Below are 15,423 nucleotides of genomic sequence, written 5' to 3' on the forward strand. Positions count from 1 at the left end.
TAAATACTCTTGTTACTCTCTTGAAAATGTTCTCAATTGATAGAGCAAATGTATGGCGAGCCGGGTCGCCAGGAGAAGGATTGAAGTCACAAAAAAAGTGTGATCGAGATCACACCGTCTATTTATTATTTGAATATAGTCTGCTTAATGTTTCCCTGCTTACTCCTAAATATTCTGCAACATACTTTTTAGGAATCTGGAGCATGAGATCAGGATATAATTTTGAAAACTCTTCGTAACGCTCTTGCGGAGTACTGGAAAGCAAAAAAGTGATTCTTTGCTGTAAGGCAATAAAACCGTTAGTCAGCTTTACTCTAAAGAAATGTTCCATGGTGTGAAATTCCGAGGCTAACTTTTCTCTTCCCTCCAGAGAAAGACATAAAACTTCTCCTTCTTGCAGGCATTCTACAAACATCGTTGCATTTTTTTGTTTGAAAAAACCTATATAATCCGTCATCCACCAGTCTTTTTTGGCAAATTGAACAATATGTTCTTTTCCATTGGCATCCAGGTAAAATACTTTATAAATACCCTCAAGCACTAAAAATTCGAATTTCACTTCATCTCCTTCATGAACAAGAAACTGATTTTTACGGACCTTTTTCAAAATAAAGAAACTTTTTATATAGTCAAACTCCTCATTGCTCAATGGCGTAATCTCTTCTATATGCTGTCGTAATCTGTCCATGCTGTTTTGTCCTGATTCAATTATGAAAACTCAATACGTTAAATAAAGCATAAAAGTAAGAAAAAAATTACGGCTCCTTATCCAGTAGAAGAAAGGAGAGACATAAATGACTAGCCACATCTGTTTTGTCTTAAAGTAATCCTATTTTAAGAAGATCATTTACTATAAAAATTCCATAAAATTCCGTAATTTTGCACATTGTGATTTTCAGGTAAGATCACTCTTACAGTATGAGCGAATCAAGAGAATATATAGAAGTTTACGGTGCTCGCGAGCATAATCTTAAGAATATTAATGTTAAAATTCCCCGCAATGAACTGGTGGTAATTACTGGTTTGTCCGGAAGCGGAAAATCTTCATTGGCTTTCGATACAATCTTTGCAGAAGGCCAACGCCGATATATTGAAACATTCTCGGCCTATGCCCGCCAGTTTCTGGGAGGTCTGGAACGTCCTGATGTAGACAAAATCGAGGGACTTTCACCCGTTATTGCCATTGAGCAGAAAACAACCAATAAAAATCCGCGTTCTACAGTAGGAACAGTGACTGAGCTTTATGATTACCTGCGTCTTTTATATGCAAGGGTTTCCGATGCATATTCACTGTCTACAGGAAAAAAACTGGTAAGCTATACCGAAGATCAGATCCTGGATACCATTAAAGAAAACTATAAAGGCGAAAAAATAATGCTGATGGCACCCGTTGTGCGTTCCAGAAAAGGACATTATCATGAACTTTTCGTCCAGATGGCAAAAAAAGGATATGGGCAGGCAAGAATTGATGGCGATCTTCAGGATATCGAATATGATCTGAAATTAGACCGTTATAAAACCCACGATATTGATATCGTTATCGACCGCTGGATCATTGGAGAAAGTGCTTCCGAGAACAGAATGGAGAAATCGCTTCGTACCGCTATGGAGATGGGCGAGGGAATCATAGGAATTCAAAAATTAGGAGGAACAGAGATCGAGTATTTCTCAAAAAACCTGATGGATGCTGAAACCGGACACTCATTAGCATTACCGGAACCTAATACATTTTCATTCAACTCTCCGAAAGGAAGCTGTCCGAATTGTAAAGGATTAGGAACGATCAAGAAAATCAATACGGATCATTTTGTAGAAAATACAAAATTGTCTATCAACCAGGGTGGTTTATTGCCTTTGGAAGATATTAAATCTAACAAATGGATCCTTGCACAGATTAAAAGTATTCTTGAGATCTTTGGTTTAGGATTGACAACGCCTTTTAAAGATATTCCTGAAGAAGCGTTGGATTATATCTACCATGGCTGTCACAAAGAATTTAATAAAGATCTTAAATACGCAGGTATTGCGAAAAAAATAAAAATCAGCTTTGATGGATTGATTCCTTTTATGGAAGAAATGATTGAAGAGAGAGAATCCTATGAAGCAATTCTGCTGGAAAGACATTTTACTACAGAAGAAACATGTCCTGAATGCGGCGGAGCCCGTCTGCAGTCTGCAAGTTTAAGTTTTAAAATTGACGGAAAGAATATTGCTGAGGTGAATGGCTTAAGTCTGGCCGATCTTAAAGACTGGTTACATGAGATAAAAGACAAATTCTCAGAGAAACATAAAATCATTGCCCACGAAATCTTAAAGGAAATTGAAACCCGCCTTCAGTTCCTGCTGGATGTAGGATTGGATTATCTGAGTTTAAGCAGAAGTTCAAAAACACTTTCAGGAGGAGAGTCACAGAGGATTCGTCTGGCAACGCAGATCGGATCACAGCTGGTGAATGTATTATATATTCTGGATGAACCAAGCATTGGACTTCACCAAAGGGATAATGAAAGACTTATCGCTTCATTGAAAAACCTTAGAGATATCGGAAACTCTGTTTTAGTCGTAGAACATGATAAAGATATGATCATGGAAGCTGATGAGGTACTGGATATTGGCCCAAGAGCTGGAAAATTCGGTGGTGAAATCCTGTGGCAGGGGAAACCTGCAGACTTGCTGCATGCCGATACCATCACAGCACAGTACATCAATGGAAAAAGAAAAATCGCTATTCCTGAAGAAAGAAGAGCAGGAAGCGGAAAAAGTATAGTACTAAAAGGAGCAACAGGAAATAACCTTAAAAATGTTACTCTTGATATTCCTTTGGGAAAACTAGTGGTAGTAACCGGAATTTCAGGAAGCGGAAAATCTTCACTGGTCAACGGAACTTTATACCCAATCTTAAACAAACATTTTTACAGAGCCGTTCAGGAACCTCTTCCGTACAAAAAGATTGAAGGTCTTGAAAATATCGATAAAATTGTAGATGTAGATCAGACTCCGATTGGAAGAACACCACGTTCAAATCCTGCAACCTACACAGGAATGTTTACCGATATCAGAAACCTTTTTGCAGAATTGCCGGAAAGTAAAATCCGTGGATACAAGCCGGGGAGATTCTCTTTCAATGTTAAAGGCGGAAGATGCGAAACCTGTCAGGGTGGAGGATTGAAAGTCATTGAAATGAACTTCCTTCCGGATGTATATGTTCACTGTGAAACCTGCAACGGAAAACGTTTTAACAGAGAAACCCTGGAAGTGCGTTACAAAGGAAAATCTATTTCCGATGTACTGGATATGACAATTGATGAAGCCGTAGATTTCTTCCAGCCGATTCCAAAGATCTTTAGTAAAGTAAAAACATTACAGGATGTCGGATTGGGATATATTACATTAGGGCAGCAGTCGACAACATTATCCGGAGGAGAAGCACAGCGTATCAAGCTGGCGACAGAACTGGCAAAAAGACAGACCGGAAATACCTTATATATTCTGGATGAACCTACTACAGGACTTCATTTCGAAGACGTAAAGATCTTGATGGAAGCTATTAATAAACTGGTAGAACTAGGAAACTCATTCATTATCATTGAACATAATATGGATGTGATCAAACTGGCAGACCACATTATTGACGTTGGACCTGAAGGCGGAAAACATGGCGGCCAGATCGTTGCCCAGGGAACACCGGAAGAGATTGTAAAATCTAAGAAGAGTTTAACCGGAAAGTTCCTGAAGAGAGAGCTGGAGTAATATAAAATCAATTGAATAATAGAAAAGAATTTGTGTAAGCAGATTCTTTTTGAGCCTTATCTTCAAGTGAAAATCCTGAAAATTTCAATCAGCAAGCTGTAATAAAAAGGATATATTTTCGTTTTAACTTTAACCTACAAAATTAAAACGATATGAAAAATTTAACAAAACTAAGCAAGACGGCATTACAATCAGTGTATGGCGGACAGCCTAAAAAGTATTGTGTATACTGCGAAAGAATCAATCAGGTAGTATGCAGCGAAGTTCCCATCGGTCAATGCCCTTAAAAAGTAAAGCTGCCTCTCAGGCGGCTTTTTTTAATTCTGATCTGAGATAAAATAAGCAAATTCCATACAATAATGGTTGTATAGATGAGGTGGCATAATTTTTCAACCGAAGGTTCATACTATATACCGATTTAGATTCTAAAGTTTAAAATAATTATCCCTATACTTCATAAAATTTTCTACATTTGAATAGATAAATAAACTCCTGTGAATTCTATTCTTGATGTGGCTGTACGCTCTCTATGCGTTTACCTTTTTATGGTGGTTGCCATCCGGCTGTTTGGTAAAAACCAGCTTTCTCAGCTTAATGCCGGGGATGTGGTATTATTACTTCTGATTTCCAATGCCGTTCAAAATGCAATGGTGGGCCCGGATACTTCTCTCCAGGGCGGAATCATTGCGGCTTTAGTACTTTTTGCCGCAAATTTTACGTTGAAACGATTAATGTTTTCCAATCGTTCCTTTGGATCATTCATGGAAGCAGATCCTGTGATTTTAGTAAGAGATGGTGTGATCGACCAGCGGGCATTAAATGAAGTGAAAATTACCAGAGATGAATTAGAAGAAGCTATCCGCGAACATGGGATAGAAAAAATAGAAAGTGTAAAATTATCCGTACTGGAAGTGGATGGAAATATCAGTGTGGTTTCCGAAGATGAAATGAGCAAGCAGACCCACTATTCAAGAATAAAAAGGAAAAACAAAAGAAAATACCATTAAATATAATGAACTACGAACTGAGACAAATGCTTCCCAGCGATAGCACGAAAGTGTTGGAAATATTCCAGCAGGGCATAGACGGCGGAATTGCCACATTTGATATAGCGGTCCCTAACGGCGAAGCCTGGAATATGGAATACTTTAACGACTGCAGGTGGGTGTTGGAAAATGAAAATAATGAAGTAGTAGGGTGGTGTGCACTGAGACCCATAAGCAAAAAAGAATGTTTCAAAGGAGTGGCGGAAGCGGTCATTTATTTCGATAACGAATATCAAGGCAGGGGTTTGGGTTCCGTATTACTTAAAAAGATGATTTTGGATAGCGAGGATCATGGATTCTGGACGTTGCAGGCAAATGTTTTCCCTGAAAATGAAGCATCTATTAAATTCCATCAGAAAAATGGGTTTAGAAATGTCGGAACCCGCAAAAAAATTGCAAAATTAAACGGAGTGTGGAAAGACCTTATCATGTATGAGAGAAGAAGCGAAATAATTTCTTAGATTGGATCAAATCATAAAAAATTATAAAATTTCAATAGAACCTAATAATAAAAAGAGTATTGGCATTGGTCTTGTAGGTTTCTAATGTAATTTGAAAATAGTTGATTTATGAAAATGCTGACTAAAATACTAGGACTTTTCTTACTTATCTTTTCTTTTGCTTACTATCAAGCATCACCTGTCCAAAGACGCCCTCACCATGGGCCACCGAGACATTATTATCACGGACCGAGACCACATTACAGACCTGTTGCCTATACATATCATAGACCTGTAAGGCATTATTACGAACCAAGATATTACAGACCTGTAAGGCCACATAGACATTATCATCACAGAAGACCGTATGTTTCAAGCAGACCTGTAGTGGTCGTAAGATTATAAATAAAAAAGCACTGATTATTTCAGTGCTTTTCTTGTATGTGAACTTGGCTTTAATAAACCTTGATCTCAATAAAATTATAATCTGGTTTTTTTCGGATTAAGGAAGGTATTGAATATCATTATTTCCTGTCCGAATTTCTTTTCAATGATTTCTGCAATATTTTCCAGTTCACTCTCAATAAAATCCGTTCGAAGATCCTCATTATCGAAGATCAGCAGAAGGTTATAATTTTTCCCGTCTTCAATATAGTCGCTGTGGACTTCCGATAGGATATATTTGCTGACATCCATTAGGTTTTCCGTCATTAAAACCAGTGTTTCATCAATATAATTTTCCCATTCTTCAATATTGTTTTTCGTGCAGTGGAAAGTTATACTCAATACGCTCATATTTTATGAATTTTTAAGATTTTTAGGATAAATTCTAGGGCAAAAATCGACAAAATTTTCGTAAATTAGCCCGTTAATAAAAATACAAAATAAATAATTTTCAGACCCACAGCTAAAAGTCTGACTATCATTATAATAAAATTTGTTTATGCAAAAAGAAGGAGAAAGACTGATTCCTATCAACATTGTTGATGAAATGAAGTCATCTTATATCGATTATTCGATGTCGGTTATCGTGTCAAGAGCGTTACCTGATGTAAGAGATGGCTTGAAACCCGTTCATAGAAGAGTACTTTACGGTATGTATGGATTAGGGGTTTTTTCTAATAGGAAATATTTAAAATCTGCGAGAATTGTTGGGGATGTTTTGGGTAAATATCACCCGCATGGAGATTCCTCTGTGTATGATGCAATGGTAAGAATGGCGCAGCCATGGAGTTTACGATACCCTCAGGTTGACGGGCAGGGTAACTTTGGTTCAATGGACGGCGACCCGCCTGCAGCAATGCGTTATACCGAAGCAAGATTGAAAAAAATCTCTGATGATATACTTTCAGACTTAGACAAAGAAACGGTTGACTTTCAGAATAACTTCGATGATAGTTTAACGGAGCCTACCGTGATGCCTACAAAAATCCCTAATCTTCTGGTAAACGGAACATCAGGTATTGCAGTAGGGATGGCTACCAATATGGCCCCACACAACCTATCTGAATCGATAGATGCAATTTCTGCCTATATTGATAACAAATATATTACCATCGATGAGCTGATGCAGCATATCACGGCTCCCGATTTTCCTACAGGGGGGATTATCTATGGATATGACGGGGTAAGAGATGCTTTCCATACCGGTAGAGGAAGAGTTGTTTTAAGAGCTAAAGTGAACTTTGAAGAAATAGGAAACAGAAGTGCCATTATTGTTACTGAAATTCCTTATCAGGTAAACAAGGCGGAAATGATCGCCAAAACAGCTGAACTGGTAAAAGACGAAAAACTTACCGGAATCTATGAAATAAGAGATGAGTCGGACAGAAAAGGTCTTCGTATTGTGTATGAATTAAAACATGATGCCATTCCTAATGTTGTTCTTAACTTATTATATAAATATACTTCGCTTCAGACATCGTTCAGTGTGAATAATATTGCTTTGGTACACGGAAGACCGGAGCAGTTGAATCTGAAAGATATCATCCACCATTTCGTAGAGCACAGACATATTGTTATCGTAAGAAGAACTCAGTTTGAGCTTAAAAAAGCGAAAGAAAGAGCTCATATCTTAGAAGGTTTCATGAAAGTGATCGGTTCTCAGGATTCATTAGACAGAGCGATTTCGATTATTCGTCACAGTGCCAACCCACAGGGAGCGAAAGAAGGATTGATCGAAGCGTTTGAGCTTTCTGAAATCCAGGCACAGGCAATCCTAGACCTTCGTTTGGCTCGTTTAACAGGTATGGAGCTTGATAAGATCCGTAACGAGTACGACGAGATCATGAAGGAGATCCTTAATTTGGAAGATATTTTGGCCAATGAAGAAAGAAGATTCCAGATTATCAAAGACGAATTAGCTGAAATTAAAGAGAAATACGGTGACGAAAGAAGAACCGAAATCGACTTCTCAGGAGGAGAAATGTCTATCGAAGATATTATTCCGAATGATTCTGTAGTGCTTACCATTTCTCACGCGGGATATGTGAAGAGAACTTCTCTTTCAGAATATAAAATTCAGAGCAGAGGTGGTGTAGGAAACAGAGCAGCAACTACCAGAGATGAAGACTTCCTGGAATATATTGTTTCTGCAACGAATCACCAGTATATGCTGTTCTTCACAGAAAAAGGAAAATGTTACTGGCTGAGAGTATTTGAAATTCCTGAAGGTTCCAAAACGGCCAAAGGAAGAGCGGTGCAAAACCTTATCAATATTGAGCCGGATGACAAGATCAAAGCCTATATCAGAACCAACGACTTAAAAGATTCTGAATACATCAATCAGATGAGTGTGGTGATGATTACCAAAAACGGTACAATCAAAAAAACATCTCTTGAAGCTTATTCAAGACCGAGAGTCAATGGTATCAACGCGATTGAAATCCGTGATAATGACCAGTTATTAGGAGCTTGGTTAACCAACGGAACTTCTCAGATCATGATTGCTACTAAAAATGGTAAATGTATCCGTTTCCCTGAAGAAAAAGTAAGAGAAGTGGGAAGAGGATCTATCGGGGTTCGTGGAATTACCATGGAAGACAACGATGAGGTTATTGGTATGATTGTTGTGAACGATGTGGAGAACGAAACCGTTCTTGTAGTTTCTGAAAAAGGATACGGTAAGAGAACAGCGGTAGAAGATTACAGAATTACCAACAGAGGAGGAAAAGGAGTGATCACTTTAAATATCACCGAAAAAACAGGAAATCTGATCGCTATCCAGAATGTAACGGATGAAGACGGATTAATGATCATTAACAAATCTGGAGTGGCTATCCGTATGAATATGGATGAAATGAGAGTGATGGGTAGAAATACGCAGGGTGTGAAAATGATCAACCTTAAGAAGAATGACGAAATTGCAGCCATTGCGAAAGTAGAAATGGATAAAGATGTTGAAGATGACACTGAAATAAATGAAGAAGGAGTAGAAATTACACTTGATAACCAGGAAAATACAGCTCCTCAGGCTGAAGCAGAAAACAATGCTGAAGATAAAACCGGGGAAACTGAAAATTCTGATTCTGAAGAATAAATTGTACAATTAATATAAAATAGTTATTATGAAGAAACTGATTTTAGGGATGGCTATTGTAGCATCAGCTTTTGTCTTTGGACAGAAAGGAGATGTGAATACCCAGCTTCAAAGTGCTAATAAAGCGGCGATGGACGCATATAACTCAAAAAATTATGCAGCTGCAGCACCTAAATTTTTGGAGGTTTACAACTTGTTGAAAACAAGCGGTCAGGATGATAAAACCTATATGTATTATGCTGGTCTTAGCTATGCATTGGCTAATAACAGCGACGAATCAATTAAAATCTATACAGATTTAATTAATTCAGGATACACAGGGGTACAGACTACCTATACTGCAAAAGAAAAGAAGTCTGGAGAAGTAAAACCTTTTGATAAAGCAACTTGGGACCTAATGAAAAAAAGTCCTGATTATACAGATTTCAAAACGGAACAAACTCCAAGCGTAGAGCCGGACTTGTATGAAACATTGTCTACTTTGCTTCTTAATGCAAAAAAAGGAACTGAAGCTGTTGCTATCGTTGAAAAAGGATTGGCTAAATTTCCAAACAATGCAAAATTAAAAGAAGCTCAAAGCACTGCGTATTTCCAATCTGGAAATACAGAGAAATTTGTAGCCACTTTAAAAGAGCAGTTAGCAAAAAATCCTACAGATGCTACCAACTGGTATAATCTGGGAGTAATGCAGTCTAAAGATCCTGCTACCGTTAACGATGCTATAGAATCATTCAAAAAAGCAGTAGAGATTAAACCTGATTTCGCAAATGCACATCAGAATTTAGTATTTACCATCATTGGTGATGACTCAAAAACTGTTGAGCAGATCAATGCTTTGAGAAAAGATAAGCCGGATGAAGCGACTAAGCTGATCGACGGAAGAAGAGAGAGATTTGGTAAAGCATTACCATACGCTGAAAACTGGTACAAAGCAGTACCTACAAGTGTTGATGCAGTTTCTGCATTAAAAGACATCTATGTAGTGACTAAAAACCAGGCAAAAGCCTTAGAAATGAAAGCTAAATTAGCTGAACTTGAAGGAAAAGCTGCTAAATAACAGCAATAACTAAACTATAAAAAGAGCCGGAGCATCAGTGTTCCGGCTTTTTGTTTTTAGCCTGAAACGATCTCTGTATTTGTAGAGATTATCATTAAATTTCGCCTTAAAAATTCTCTGCAATTCCGTATCTTTGAGAAAAATTTTTACAAGATGATTGAGTGGAAAACCGTCAAAGAATACGAAGATATTACCTATAAAAAATGCAACGGTGTAGCAAGAATTGCTTTCAACAGACCAGAAATCCGTAATGCATTCAGACCCAAGACAACTTCAGAATTATATGACGCTTTTTATGACGCTTCTGAAGATTCTTCAATAGGCGTTGTTTTACTTTCAGGAGAAGGGCCAAGTCCTAAAGACGGAGGTTGGGCTTTCTGCAGTGGAGGTGATCAAAAAGCCAGAGGGAAACAGGGATATGTAGGAGAAGATGGAAGACATCGTCTGAATATTCTGGAAGTACAGCGTTTGATCCGCTTTATGCCAAAAGTAGTAATCGCAGTAGTACCAGGTTGGGCTGTTGGTGGTGGACATTCACTTCACGTGGTATGCGATCTTACATTAGCAAGTAAAGAACATGCAATTTTCAAACAGACAGATGCAGATGTTACCAGCTTTGATGGTGGATATGGTTCTGCTTACCTGGCGAAAATGGTAGGTCAGAAAAAAGCCCGTGAGATCTTCTTTTTAGGAAGAAATTATTCCGCTCAGGAAGCATTAGATATGGGAATGGTAAATGCAGTAATTCCTCATGCAGAATTAGAAGATACAGCCTACGAATGGGCTCAGGAAATTTTAGCTAAATCTCCAACTTCTATCAGAATGCTGAAATTTGCCATGAACCTTACCGATGACGGAATGGTAGGACAACAGGTATTTGCAGGAGAAGCAACCCGATTAGCTTATATGACGGAAGAAGCTCAGGAAGGAAGAAACGCATTCTTAGAAAAAAGAAAACCTGACTTCGGAGAAAATAAATGGATATCTTAAAAATGTACTGAAGTATTCACGTAAAATGTATTGATGAATTGTCATTTTACGTGAATACATTGTACATGAATACAATAACATATGACTGACTGGATAAAAGCCGCAAGGCTAAGAACACTTCCGCTTTCTTTAAGCGGGATTATTATGGGTGCTTTCATTGCTAAATGGAGACTTTGGGGTGAAGGCGGAACCTGGGATTGGAAAATATTTGCATTGGCGCTTTTGGTGACATTGCTCTATCAGATCTTATCCAACTATGCCAATGATTATGGTGACGGAATCAAAGGGACTGACGCAAAAAGAAGTACATCAGCCGAGGCAAGAGCTGTAGCATCCGGAAAAATTACTGCAAAACAGATGAAAAATGCGGTAATCCTGTTTTCAGTATTGTCTTTTGCAGCAACAATAGCTTTGTTGTATGTAGCTTTCATACCGCAATACATGACAGAATTTTATATTTTCATAGGATTGGGTGTAGCCAGTATTTTAGCAGCCATTGGATATACGGTAGGTAAAAAACCTTACGGATATATGGGATTGGGAGACCTTTTCGTATTTATCTTTTTTGGATTGGTTTCCGTATGTGGAAGCTACTTTTTATTTACAAAAACGTTCAGCTGGGATATTCTGCTGCCGGGAACTGCAGTTGGAATGATGAGCATGGCGGTCCTTAACCTGAATAATATGAGAGATATTGAAAGCGATAAGCTGTCAGGGAAGAACAGTCTCGCTTTGAGGATTGGTTTTAAAAATGCAATGATCTATGAAATGATCCTGCTTCAGCTTCCTTTGATACTGATTCTTATATTTTTAGCAATAAATGGTTTCATACAGTCACAAAACTATTATGTGTTTATTGTCATGATTCTGATCATTCCTTTTGCTAAATTAAGAAGAAGAATTATGTCTGTAAAAGAGCCTAAAGAACTCGACCAGTTTTTAAAACAAGTTGGTATTCTTACCTTTACGATGGCTGTTCTTACCGCAATAGGCCTTAATTTTTTTAGATAAAAATATACCATCATGAATGCTACTGCGTACGTTGAAGCTCAGATGCTGATCAGAAAACCCATTGAAGATGTTTTCGAAGCATTTGTCAATCCTGAAATTACCACTCAGTTCTGGTTTACAAAATCTACCGGAGTATTGGAAGCCGGAAAAACAGTAACCTGGGAATGGGAAATGTACGGTGTGAAATCCGATGTAAAGGTAAATGAGATTATTCCCAATCAACTGATCAAAACAGAATGGGGAAATCCTTCAACACATGTAGATTATGAATTCAGGAAGATGGAAAAAGGAACATTTGTAGTGATTAAAAGCTATGGCTTTACCCAAACGGGAGAAGATTTGCTGAAGACCATTAATGACAATACAGGTGGTTTTACAACCGTTTTAGATGGCTGTAAAGCTTATCTTGAGCATGGATTAAAACTGAATTTGATAGAAGATAAATTTCCGCAGAAATAGATTTTCCCGGAAATAATATATTTAAATAATGACCGTTTGCGGTTAATTAAAACACAAATAACACAAATCTTTTCACGAATACTATTGAGTTTTTTGTGAAACTATTTGAGCTATTTGTGTTTAACAATTTTAAAAATAAATTAAAATGAAAATACAATTCTTAGGACAGAACTGTTTTCTGTTCACGTATAAAGACAAGACGATTTTATGCGATCCTTTTTACAATTACAAAAAGGCAGAGTCCGGATTTGATATCACTGCTCAGAAAATAGATTATATTCTGCTGACTCACGCGCACGGAGATCACATTGCTGATGTTGAAGAGGTACTACACCATTACCCGGAAGCAGTAGTGATTGGAGTTCCTGAAGTGTGTGCCTATTTTAAAACGGCAAAAAACAAAGACGATGTGAACTTAGGAGGGTCAGCAAAAATCGACGATCTTAAAATTTCAATGGTACCGGCTCACCATACAAGTTCTTTTCCGGATGGAAGCTATGGAGGTGTTCCTGTAGGATATATTTTCAGACTTCCTGAAGGTAAGAACATCTATTTGGCAGGTGATACAGGAGTAATGGCAGATATGGAGCTGTTTCCAAGGCTATACGGAAACTTAGACCTGTCGATCCTTCCGATTGGAAGCCATTATACCATGTGCCCGAGAAAAGCAGCCTTTGCCGCTTCAGAATTATTGAAAACTCCGAAGGTCATCGGATGTCATTTTGATACTTTCCCTGCCATTGAAATTAATCATGAAAGTGCATTGAAGCATTTTGCTGATAAAAATGTAGAACTTGTGTTGCCAAAACTGGGAGAGGAGTTCGAATTTTAATTGAGATTGCGGTAATTTGAAAATGAGAATAAAGATGTTTAAGATATTAAAACAAAAAAAAGATAATTATCAAATTACCTCTCTTCACTTTAAGACAAAAAAAATGGCAAGCTACCTAAATCACACCGCTACGACCAATTACCTTTGCTGTGTTCCCACCCTGGAGGATTCTCAGGAGCTGGTTGTTTAGGACTTGCCGTTGCAAAGGTAGGAATAAATTATAAACTTCAAAATAAAATTACAGAAAATTCACTTGAAAAATCCTCTGTCAATGCTAAAATGCTGAATGGTAAGGGAATAATTTTTCAACTTTTTTCTAAAAAATTAAATATGACGAAAAGTCCATCAACATTAGGAATTATACTTTTTATAGCCACGATGACTATTTTTTTTATCGTATACGGCTTTTTCTCCGGAATTAATTATTTCGATATCTCTCTAAAAGCCAATGCATTCGTGCTTCCGCTGATTTATGCAGGAGCTGCTTTCTGGTCTGTGAATACCTTTTGGAGAGCTCATAAAACAGTAAGTTTTAAACAAGCGTTTAAAAGAGCATTTGTGCCGATGTTCACTGGGGGAATCCTTTCAATTATCAGCATTTTCGCCTTTTTAAATTTCGTAGATACCGATGCAAAAAAACTGTTGAACTACCAATATGTTCAAAGACAGAAATCAGAATTGGATACCGAATATACTTCTGCGAGGAAGATATTGAAGCATCAGAAAGACATTGATGAATTAGATCAGAAATATAACGAAAGAATTCAAAGCTTTACTCCAGAAGCGGTTAAGGGAAAAGATATGCTTACGCTGAGTCATTTTTCCGGATATTTTGCAGCAATTCTTATATTTTACGTAGTTTTGTCAGTATTTTTCGGAGCGTTTTTCAGAACGAGAACGGTGCACCAGGAAATAACAAATCAAGAATAATTTTATTAAAATTAAATGAATCTATCTATAGTTATTCCGTTACTTAACGAAGAAGCTTCTCTGGAAGAACTTTTTTCAAGGATCGATTATGTCTGTAAAACAGACAATTTATTGTATGAAATTTGGTTCATAGATGATGGAAGTACGGATTTATCGTGGAATATTATTGAAAATCTGAAAGTACAGTACCCTCAGATTCACGGGATTAAATTTTCCAGAAATTATGGGAAATCCCAGGCGCTTCACGCAGCCTTTGAAAGAGCGAATGGAGATGTAGTAATCACCATGGATGCTGATTTACAGGATTTTCCGGAAGAAATTCCTGAACTCTATAAAATGGTTGTCGAAGATAATTATGATATTGTTTCAGGCTGGAAAAAGAAGCGTTTTGATAACGTAATGACCAAAAATGTTCCTTCAAAACTATTCAATGCTGCGGCAAGAAAAGTGTCCGGAGTGGAACTTCATGATTTCAACTGCGGTTTGAAAGCGTATAAAAAGCAGGTAGTAAAATCGATCGATGTATATGGAGATATGCATCGTTATATCCCCGTGCTGGCTGCGAACGCCGGATTCAGAAGAATTACCGAAAAAGAAGTGAAGCATCAGGCAAGACCTTACGGAACTTCTAAATTTGGAACGGAAAGATTTATCCGTGGCTTTTTGGATTTGGTAACACTTTGGTTTGTTAGCCGTTTTGGAGGCAGACCAATGCATTTCTTTGGAGCAGTTGGAACCGTGATGTTTATCCTGGGTTTTCTTTCTGCCCTTTGGCTTGGGGTTTCCAAACTGATTGATGTGGCCAGAGGAATTTACGGACATCTTCTTACCAATAATGCATGGTTTTTTATTGCATTAACCATGATGATTATGGGAACTTTACTTTTTATCGCCGGATTCTTAGGGGAAATGATTATCAGAACCAATCGCGAGCATAAAAATTATAATATTGATGAAGTGATATAGGCATGGATGATCAAACGCCGAAAATATATTCTAAAAAAGCTATTTTAGGTTTTTCTATTTTTATGTCAACTCTTTTTGGAGGCATTTTATTATATCAAAATTTAATTAATGTCAGAAAGAAGAAAGAGGCTTATATTGTTCTGGGAATTTCAATACTGCTAACTATTATCAGTATAATTATTGTAAATATACCCGAAAATCCTAAAAGCTATCTTGCATATGTATGTGGTTTTGCAGGAGGAAGTTTACTTTCAAATTATTTTGTTCCGAAATATTTTCCGGATGAAGAACAATATCCTAAAAAAGAAATTTGGAACCCCCTGATCATCGCTGTGATGATCACTGCAGCTTTTATTGCACTCATGGTGTATGCGGCATCCGTTGAGAATGGTTAAAAAATGTGT

Annotated in this window: 15 protein-coding genes and 1 other RNA gene; 13 read left to right on the plus strand and 3 right to left on the minus strand. The window is 37.4% G+C overall.

What is annotated here, in order from left to right; translation table 11 throughout:
• Positions 1 to 118 precede the first annotated feature (118 nt).
• Entirely contained in the window at positions 119 to 688 is a 570-nt protein-coding gene (locus SB679_RS00800) for a Crp/Fnr family transcriptional regulator (protein WP_410700343.1), read from the minus strand.
• A 230-nt stretch (positions 689 to 918) separates the two neighbouring features.
• Here SB679_RS00800 and uvrA point away from each other — a divergent pair, with 230 nt between their 5' ends.
• The 4 genes from uvrA (at position 919) to SB679_RS00820 (ending at position 5,257) form a co-directional block, all read left to right on the plus strand.
• Positions 919 to 3,750, plus strand: a complete 2,832-nt coding sequence (gene uvrA / locus SB679_RS00805; RefSeq protein ID WP_410700344.1) for an excinuclease ABC subunit UvrA — start codon at positions 919 to 921, stop codon at positions 3,748 to 3,750.
• 152 nt (positions 3,751 to 3,902) lie between these two features.
• Positions 3,903 to 4,037 carry a protein with bacteriocin-type signal sequence gene (locus tag SB679_RS00810; RefSeq protein WP_410700345.1) on the plus strand — a complete coding sequence of 45 codons (135 nt, stop codon included), beginning with the start codon at positions 3,903 to 3,905 and terminating at the stop codon, positions 4,035 to 4,037.
• A gap of 207 nt (positions 4,038 to 4,244) precedes the next feature.
• The gene (locus SB679_RS00815) at positions 4,245 to 4,757 is read left to right on the plus strand and encodes a DUF421 domain-containing protein (protein ID WP_034711385.1); all 513 of its coding nucleotides are present in this window, start codon (positions 4,245 to 4,247) and stop codon (positions 4,755 to 4,757) included.
• 5 nt (positions 4,758 to 4,762) lie between these two features.
• On the plus strand, positions 4,763 to 5,257 hold the full coding sequence (locus SB679_RS00820; RefSeq protein WP_410700346.1) for a GNAT family N-acetyltransferase: 495 nt from the start codon (positions 4,763 to 4,765) through the stop codon (positions 5,255 to 5,257).
• Between the two features lie 459 nt (positions 5,258 to 5,716).
• Here the strand turns inward: SB679_RS00820 and SB679_RS00825 are convergent, their stop codons facing one another.
• Complete coding sequence (locus tag SB679_RS00825) at positions 5,717 to 6,031, minus strand: DUF4286 family protein (protein ID WP_034711382.1); 315 nt, start codon at positions 6,029 to 6,031, stop codon at positions 5,717 to 5,719.
• A gap of 148 nt (positions 6,032 to 6,179) precedes the next feature.
• On the opposite strand from SB679_RS00825, the gene gyrA reads away from it, so the two are divergent.
• The 6 genes from gyrA to SB679_RS00855 all read left to right on the plus strand — a co-directional run bounded on the left by gyrA (position 6,180) and on the right by SB679_RS00855 (position 13,123).
• Positions 6,180 to 8,774, plus strand: coding sequence for a DNA gyrase subunit A (gene gyrA / locus SB679_RS00830; RefSeq protein WP_410700347.1), 2,595 nt, complete (start codon positions 6,180 to 6,182; stop codon positions 8,772 to 8,774).
• A 28-nt stretch (positions 8,775 to 8,802) separates the two neighbouring features.
• Entirely contained in the window at positions 8,803 to 9,831 is a 1,029-nt protein-coding gene (locus tag SB679_RS00835; protein WP_410700348.1) for a tetratricopeptide repeat protein, read from the plus strand.
• A gap of 153 nt (positions 9,832 to 9,984) precedes the next feature.
• Positions 9,985 to 10,821, plus strand: coding sequence for a 1,4-dihydroxy-2-naphthoyl-CoA synthase (locus SB679_RS00840; protein WP_034711881.1), 837 nt, complete (start codon positions 9,985 to 9,987; stop codon positions 10,819 to 10,821).
• A gap of 81 nt (positions 10,822 to 10,902) precedes the next feature.
• On the plus strand, positions 10,903 to 11,832 hold the full coding sequence (menA, locus tag SB679_RS00845; protein ID WP_410700349.1) for a 1,4-dihydroxy-2-naphthoate octaprenyltransferase: 930 nt from the start codon (positions 10,903 to 10,905) through the stop codon (positions 11,830 to 11,832).
• Positions 11,833 to 11,844: 12 nt separating this feature from the next.
• Positions 11,845 to 12,291, plus strand: a complete 447-nt coding sequence (locus tag SB679_RS00850) for an SRPBCC family protein (RefSeq protein ID WP_410700350.1) — start codon at positions 11,845 to 11,847, stop codon at positions 12,289 to 12,291.
• 145 nt (positions 12,292 to 12,436) lie between these two features.
• A complete protein-coding gene (locus tag SB679_RS00855) occupies positions 12,437 to 13,123 on the plus strand; it encodes a metal-dependent hydrolase (RefSeq protein WP_034711879.1) in 687 nt (228 codons plus the stop codon).
• A gap of 101 nt (positions 13,124 to 13,224) precedes the next feature.
• On the opposite strand, the gene ffs is transcribed toward SB679_RS00855, so the two are convergent.
• Positions 13,225 to 13,322: signal recognition particle sRNA small type (gene ffs, locus SB679_RS00860), an RNA gene on the minus strand.
• 131 nt (positions 13,323 to 13,453) lie between these two features.
• Between ffs and SB679_RS00865 the strand changes: the two genes are divergently transcribed.
• The 3 genes from SB679_RS00865 to SB679_RS00875 are packed head-to-tail and all read left to right on the plus strand — an operon-like array spanning position 13,454 to position 15,414.
• A complete protein-coding gene (locus SB679_RS00865; RefSeq protein WP_410700351.1) occupies positions 13,454 to 14,053 on the plus strand; it encodes a DUF4199 domain-containing protein in 600 nt (199 codons plus the stop codon).
• A 15-nt stretch (positions 14,054 to 14,068) separates the two neighbouring features.
• On the plus strand, positions 14,069 to 15,019 hold the full coding sequence (locus SB679_RS00870) for a glycosyltransferase family 2 protein (RefSeq protein ID WP_410700352.1): 951 nt from the start codon (positions 14,069 to 14,071) through the stop codon (positions 15,017 to 15,019).
• Between the two features lie 2 nt (positions 15,020 to 15,021).
• On the plus strand, positions 15,022 to 15,414 hold the full coding sequence (locus SB679_RS00875; protein ID WP_410700353.1) for a hypothetical protein: 393 nt from the start codon (positions 15,022 to 15,024) through the stop codon (positions 15,412 to 15,414).
• Positions 15,415 to 15,423: the final 9 nt, after the last annotated feature.

The sequence above is a fragment of the Chryseobacterium sp. SIMBA_029 genome (genome assembly GCF_046535275.1).
Lineage (GTDB): Bacteria > Bacteroidota > Bacteroidia > Flavobacteriales > Weeksellaceae > Chryseobacterium.

What these genes read in the sequence shown, in the direction of transcription:
- SB679_RS00800 (WP_410700343.1), bottom strand. Translation starts at nt 688, where the DNA reads ATGGACAGATTACGACAGCATATAGAAGAGATTACGCCATTGAGCAAT.
- uvrA (WP_410700344.1), top strand. Translation starts at nt 919, where the DNA reads ATGAGCGAATCAAGAGAATATATAGAAGTTTACGGTGCTCGCGAGCAT.
- SB679_RS00810 (WP_410700345.1), top strand. Translation starts at nt 3,903, where the DNA reads ATGAAAAATTTAACAAAACTAAGCAAGACGGCATTACAATCAGTGTAT.
- SB679_RS00820 (WP_410700346.1), top strand. Translation starts at nt 4,763, where the DNA reads ATGAACTACGAACTGAGACAAATGCTTCCCAGCGATAGCACGAAAGTG.
- SB679_RS00825 (WP_034711382.1), bottom strand. Translation starts at nt 6,031, where the DNA reads ATGAGCGTATTGAGTATAACTTTCCACTGCACGAAAAACAATATTGAA.
- gyrA (WP_410700347.1), top strand. Translation starts at nt 6,180, where the DNA reads ATGCAAAAAGAAGGAGAAAGACTGATTCCTATCAACATTGTTGATGAA.
- SB679_RS00835 (WP_410700348.1), top strand. Translation starts at nt 8,803, where the DNA reads ATGAAGAAACTGATTTTAGGGATGGCTATTGTAGCATCAGCTTTTGTC.
- SB679_RS00840 (WP_034711881.1), top strand. Translation starts at nt 9,985, where the DNA reads ATGATTGAGTGGAAAACCGTCAAAGAATACGAAGATATTACCTATAAA.
- menA (WP_410700349.1), top strand. Translation starts at nt 10,903, where the DNA reads ATGACTGACTGGATAAAAGCCGCAAGGCTAAGAACACTTCCGCTTTCT.
- SB679_RS00850 (WP_410700350.1), top strand. Translation starts at nt 11,845, where the DNA reads ATGAATGCTACTGCGTACGTTGAAGCTCAGATGCTGATCAGAAAACCC.
- SB679_RS00855 (WP_034711879.1), top strand. Translation starts at nt 12,437, where the DNA reads ATGAAAATACAATTCTTAGGACAGAACTGTTTTCTGTTCACGTATAAA.
- SB679_RS00865 (WP_410700351.1), top strand. Translation starts at nt 13,454, where the DNA reads ATGACGAAAAGTCCATCAACATTAGGAATTATACTTTTTATAGCCACG.
- SB679_RS00870 (WP_410700352.1), top strand. Translation starts at nt 14,069, where the DNA reads ATGAATCTATCTATAGTTATTCCGTTACTTAACGAAGAAGCTTCTCTG.
- SB679_RS00875 (WP_410700353.1), top strand. Translation starts at nt 15,022, where the DNA reads ATGGATGATCAAACGCCGAAAATATATTCTAAAAAAGCTATTTTAGGT.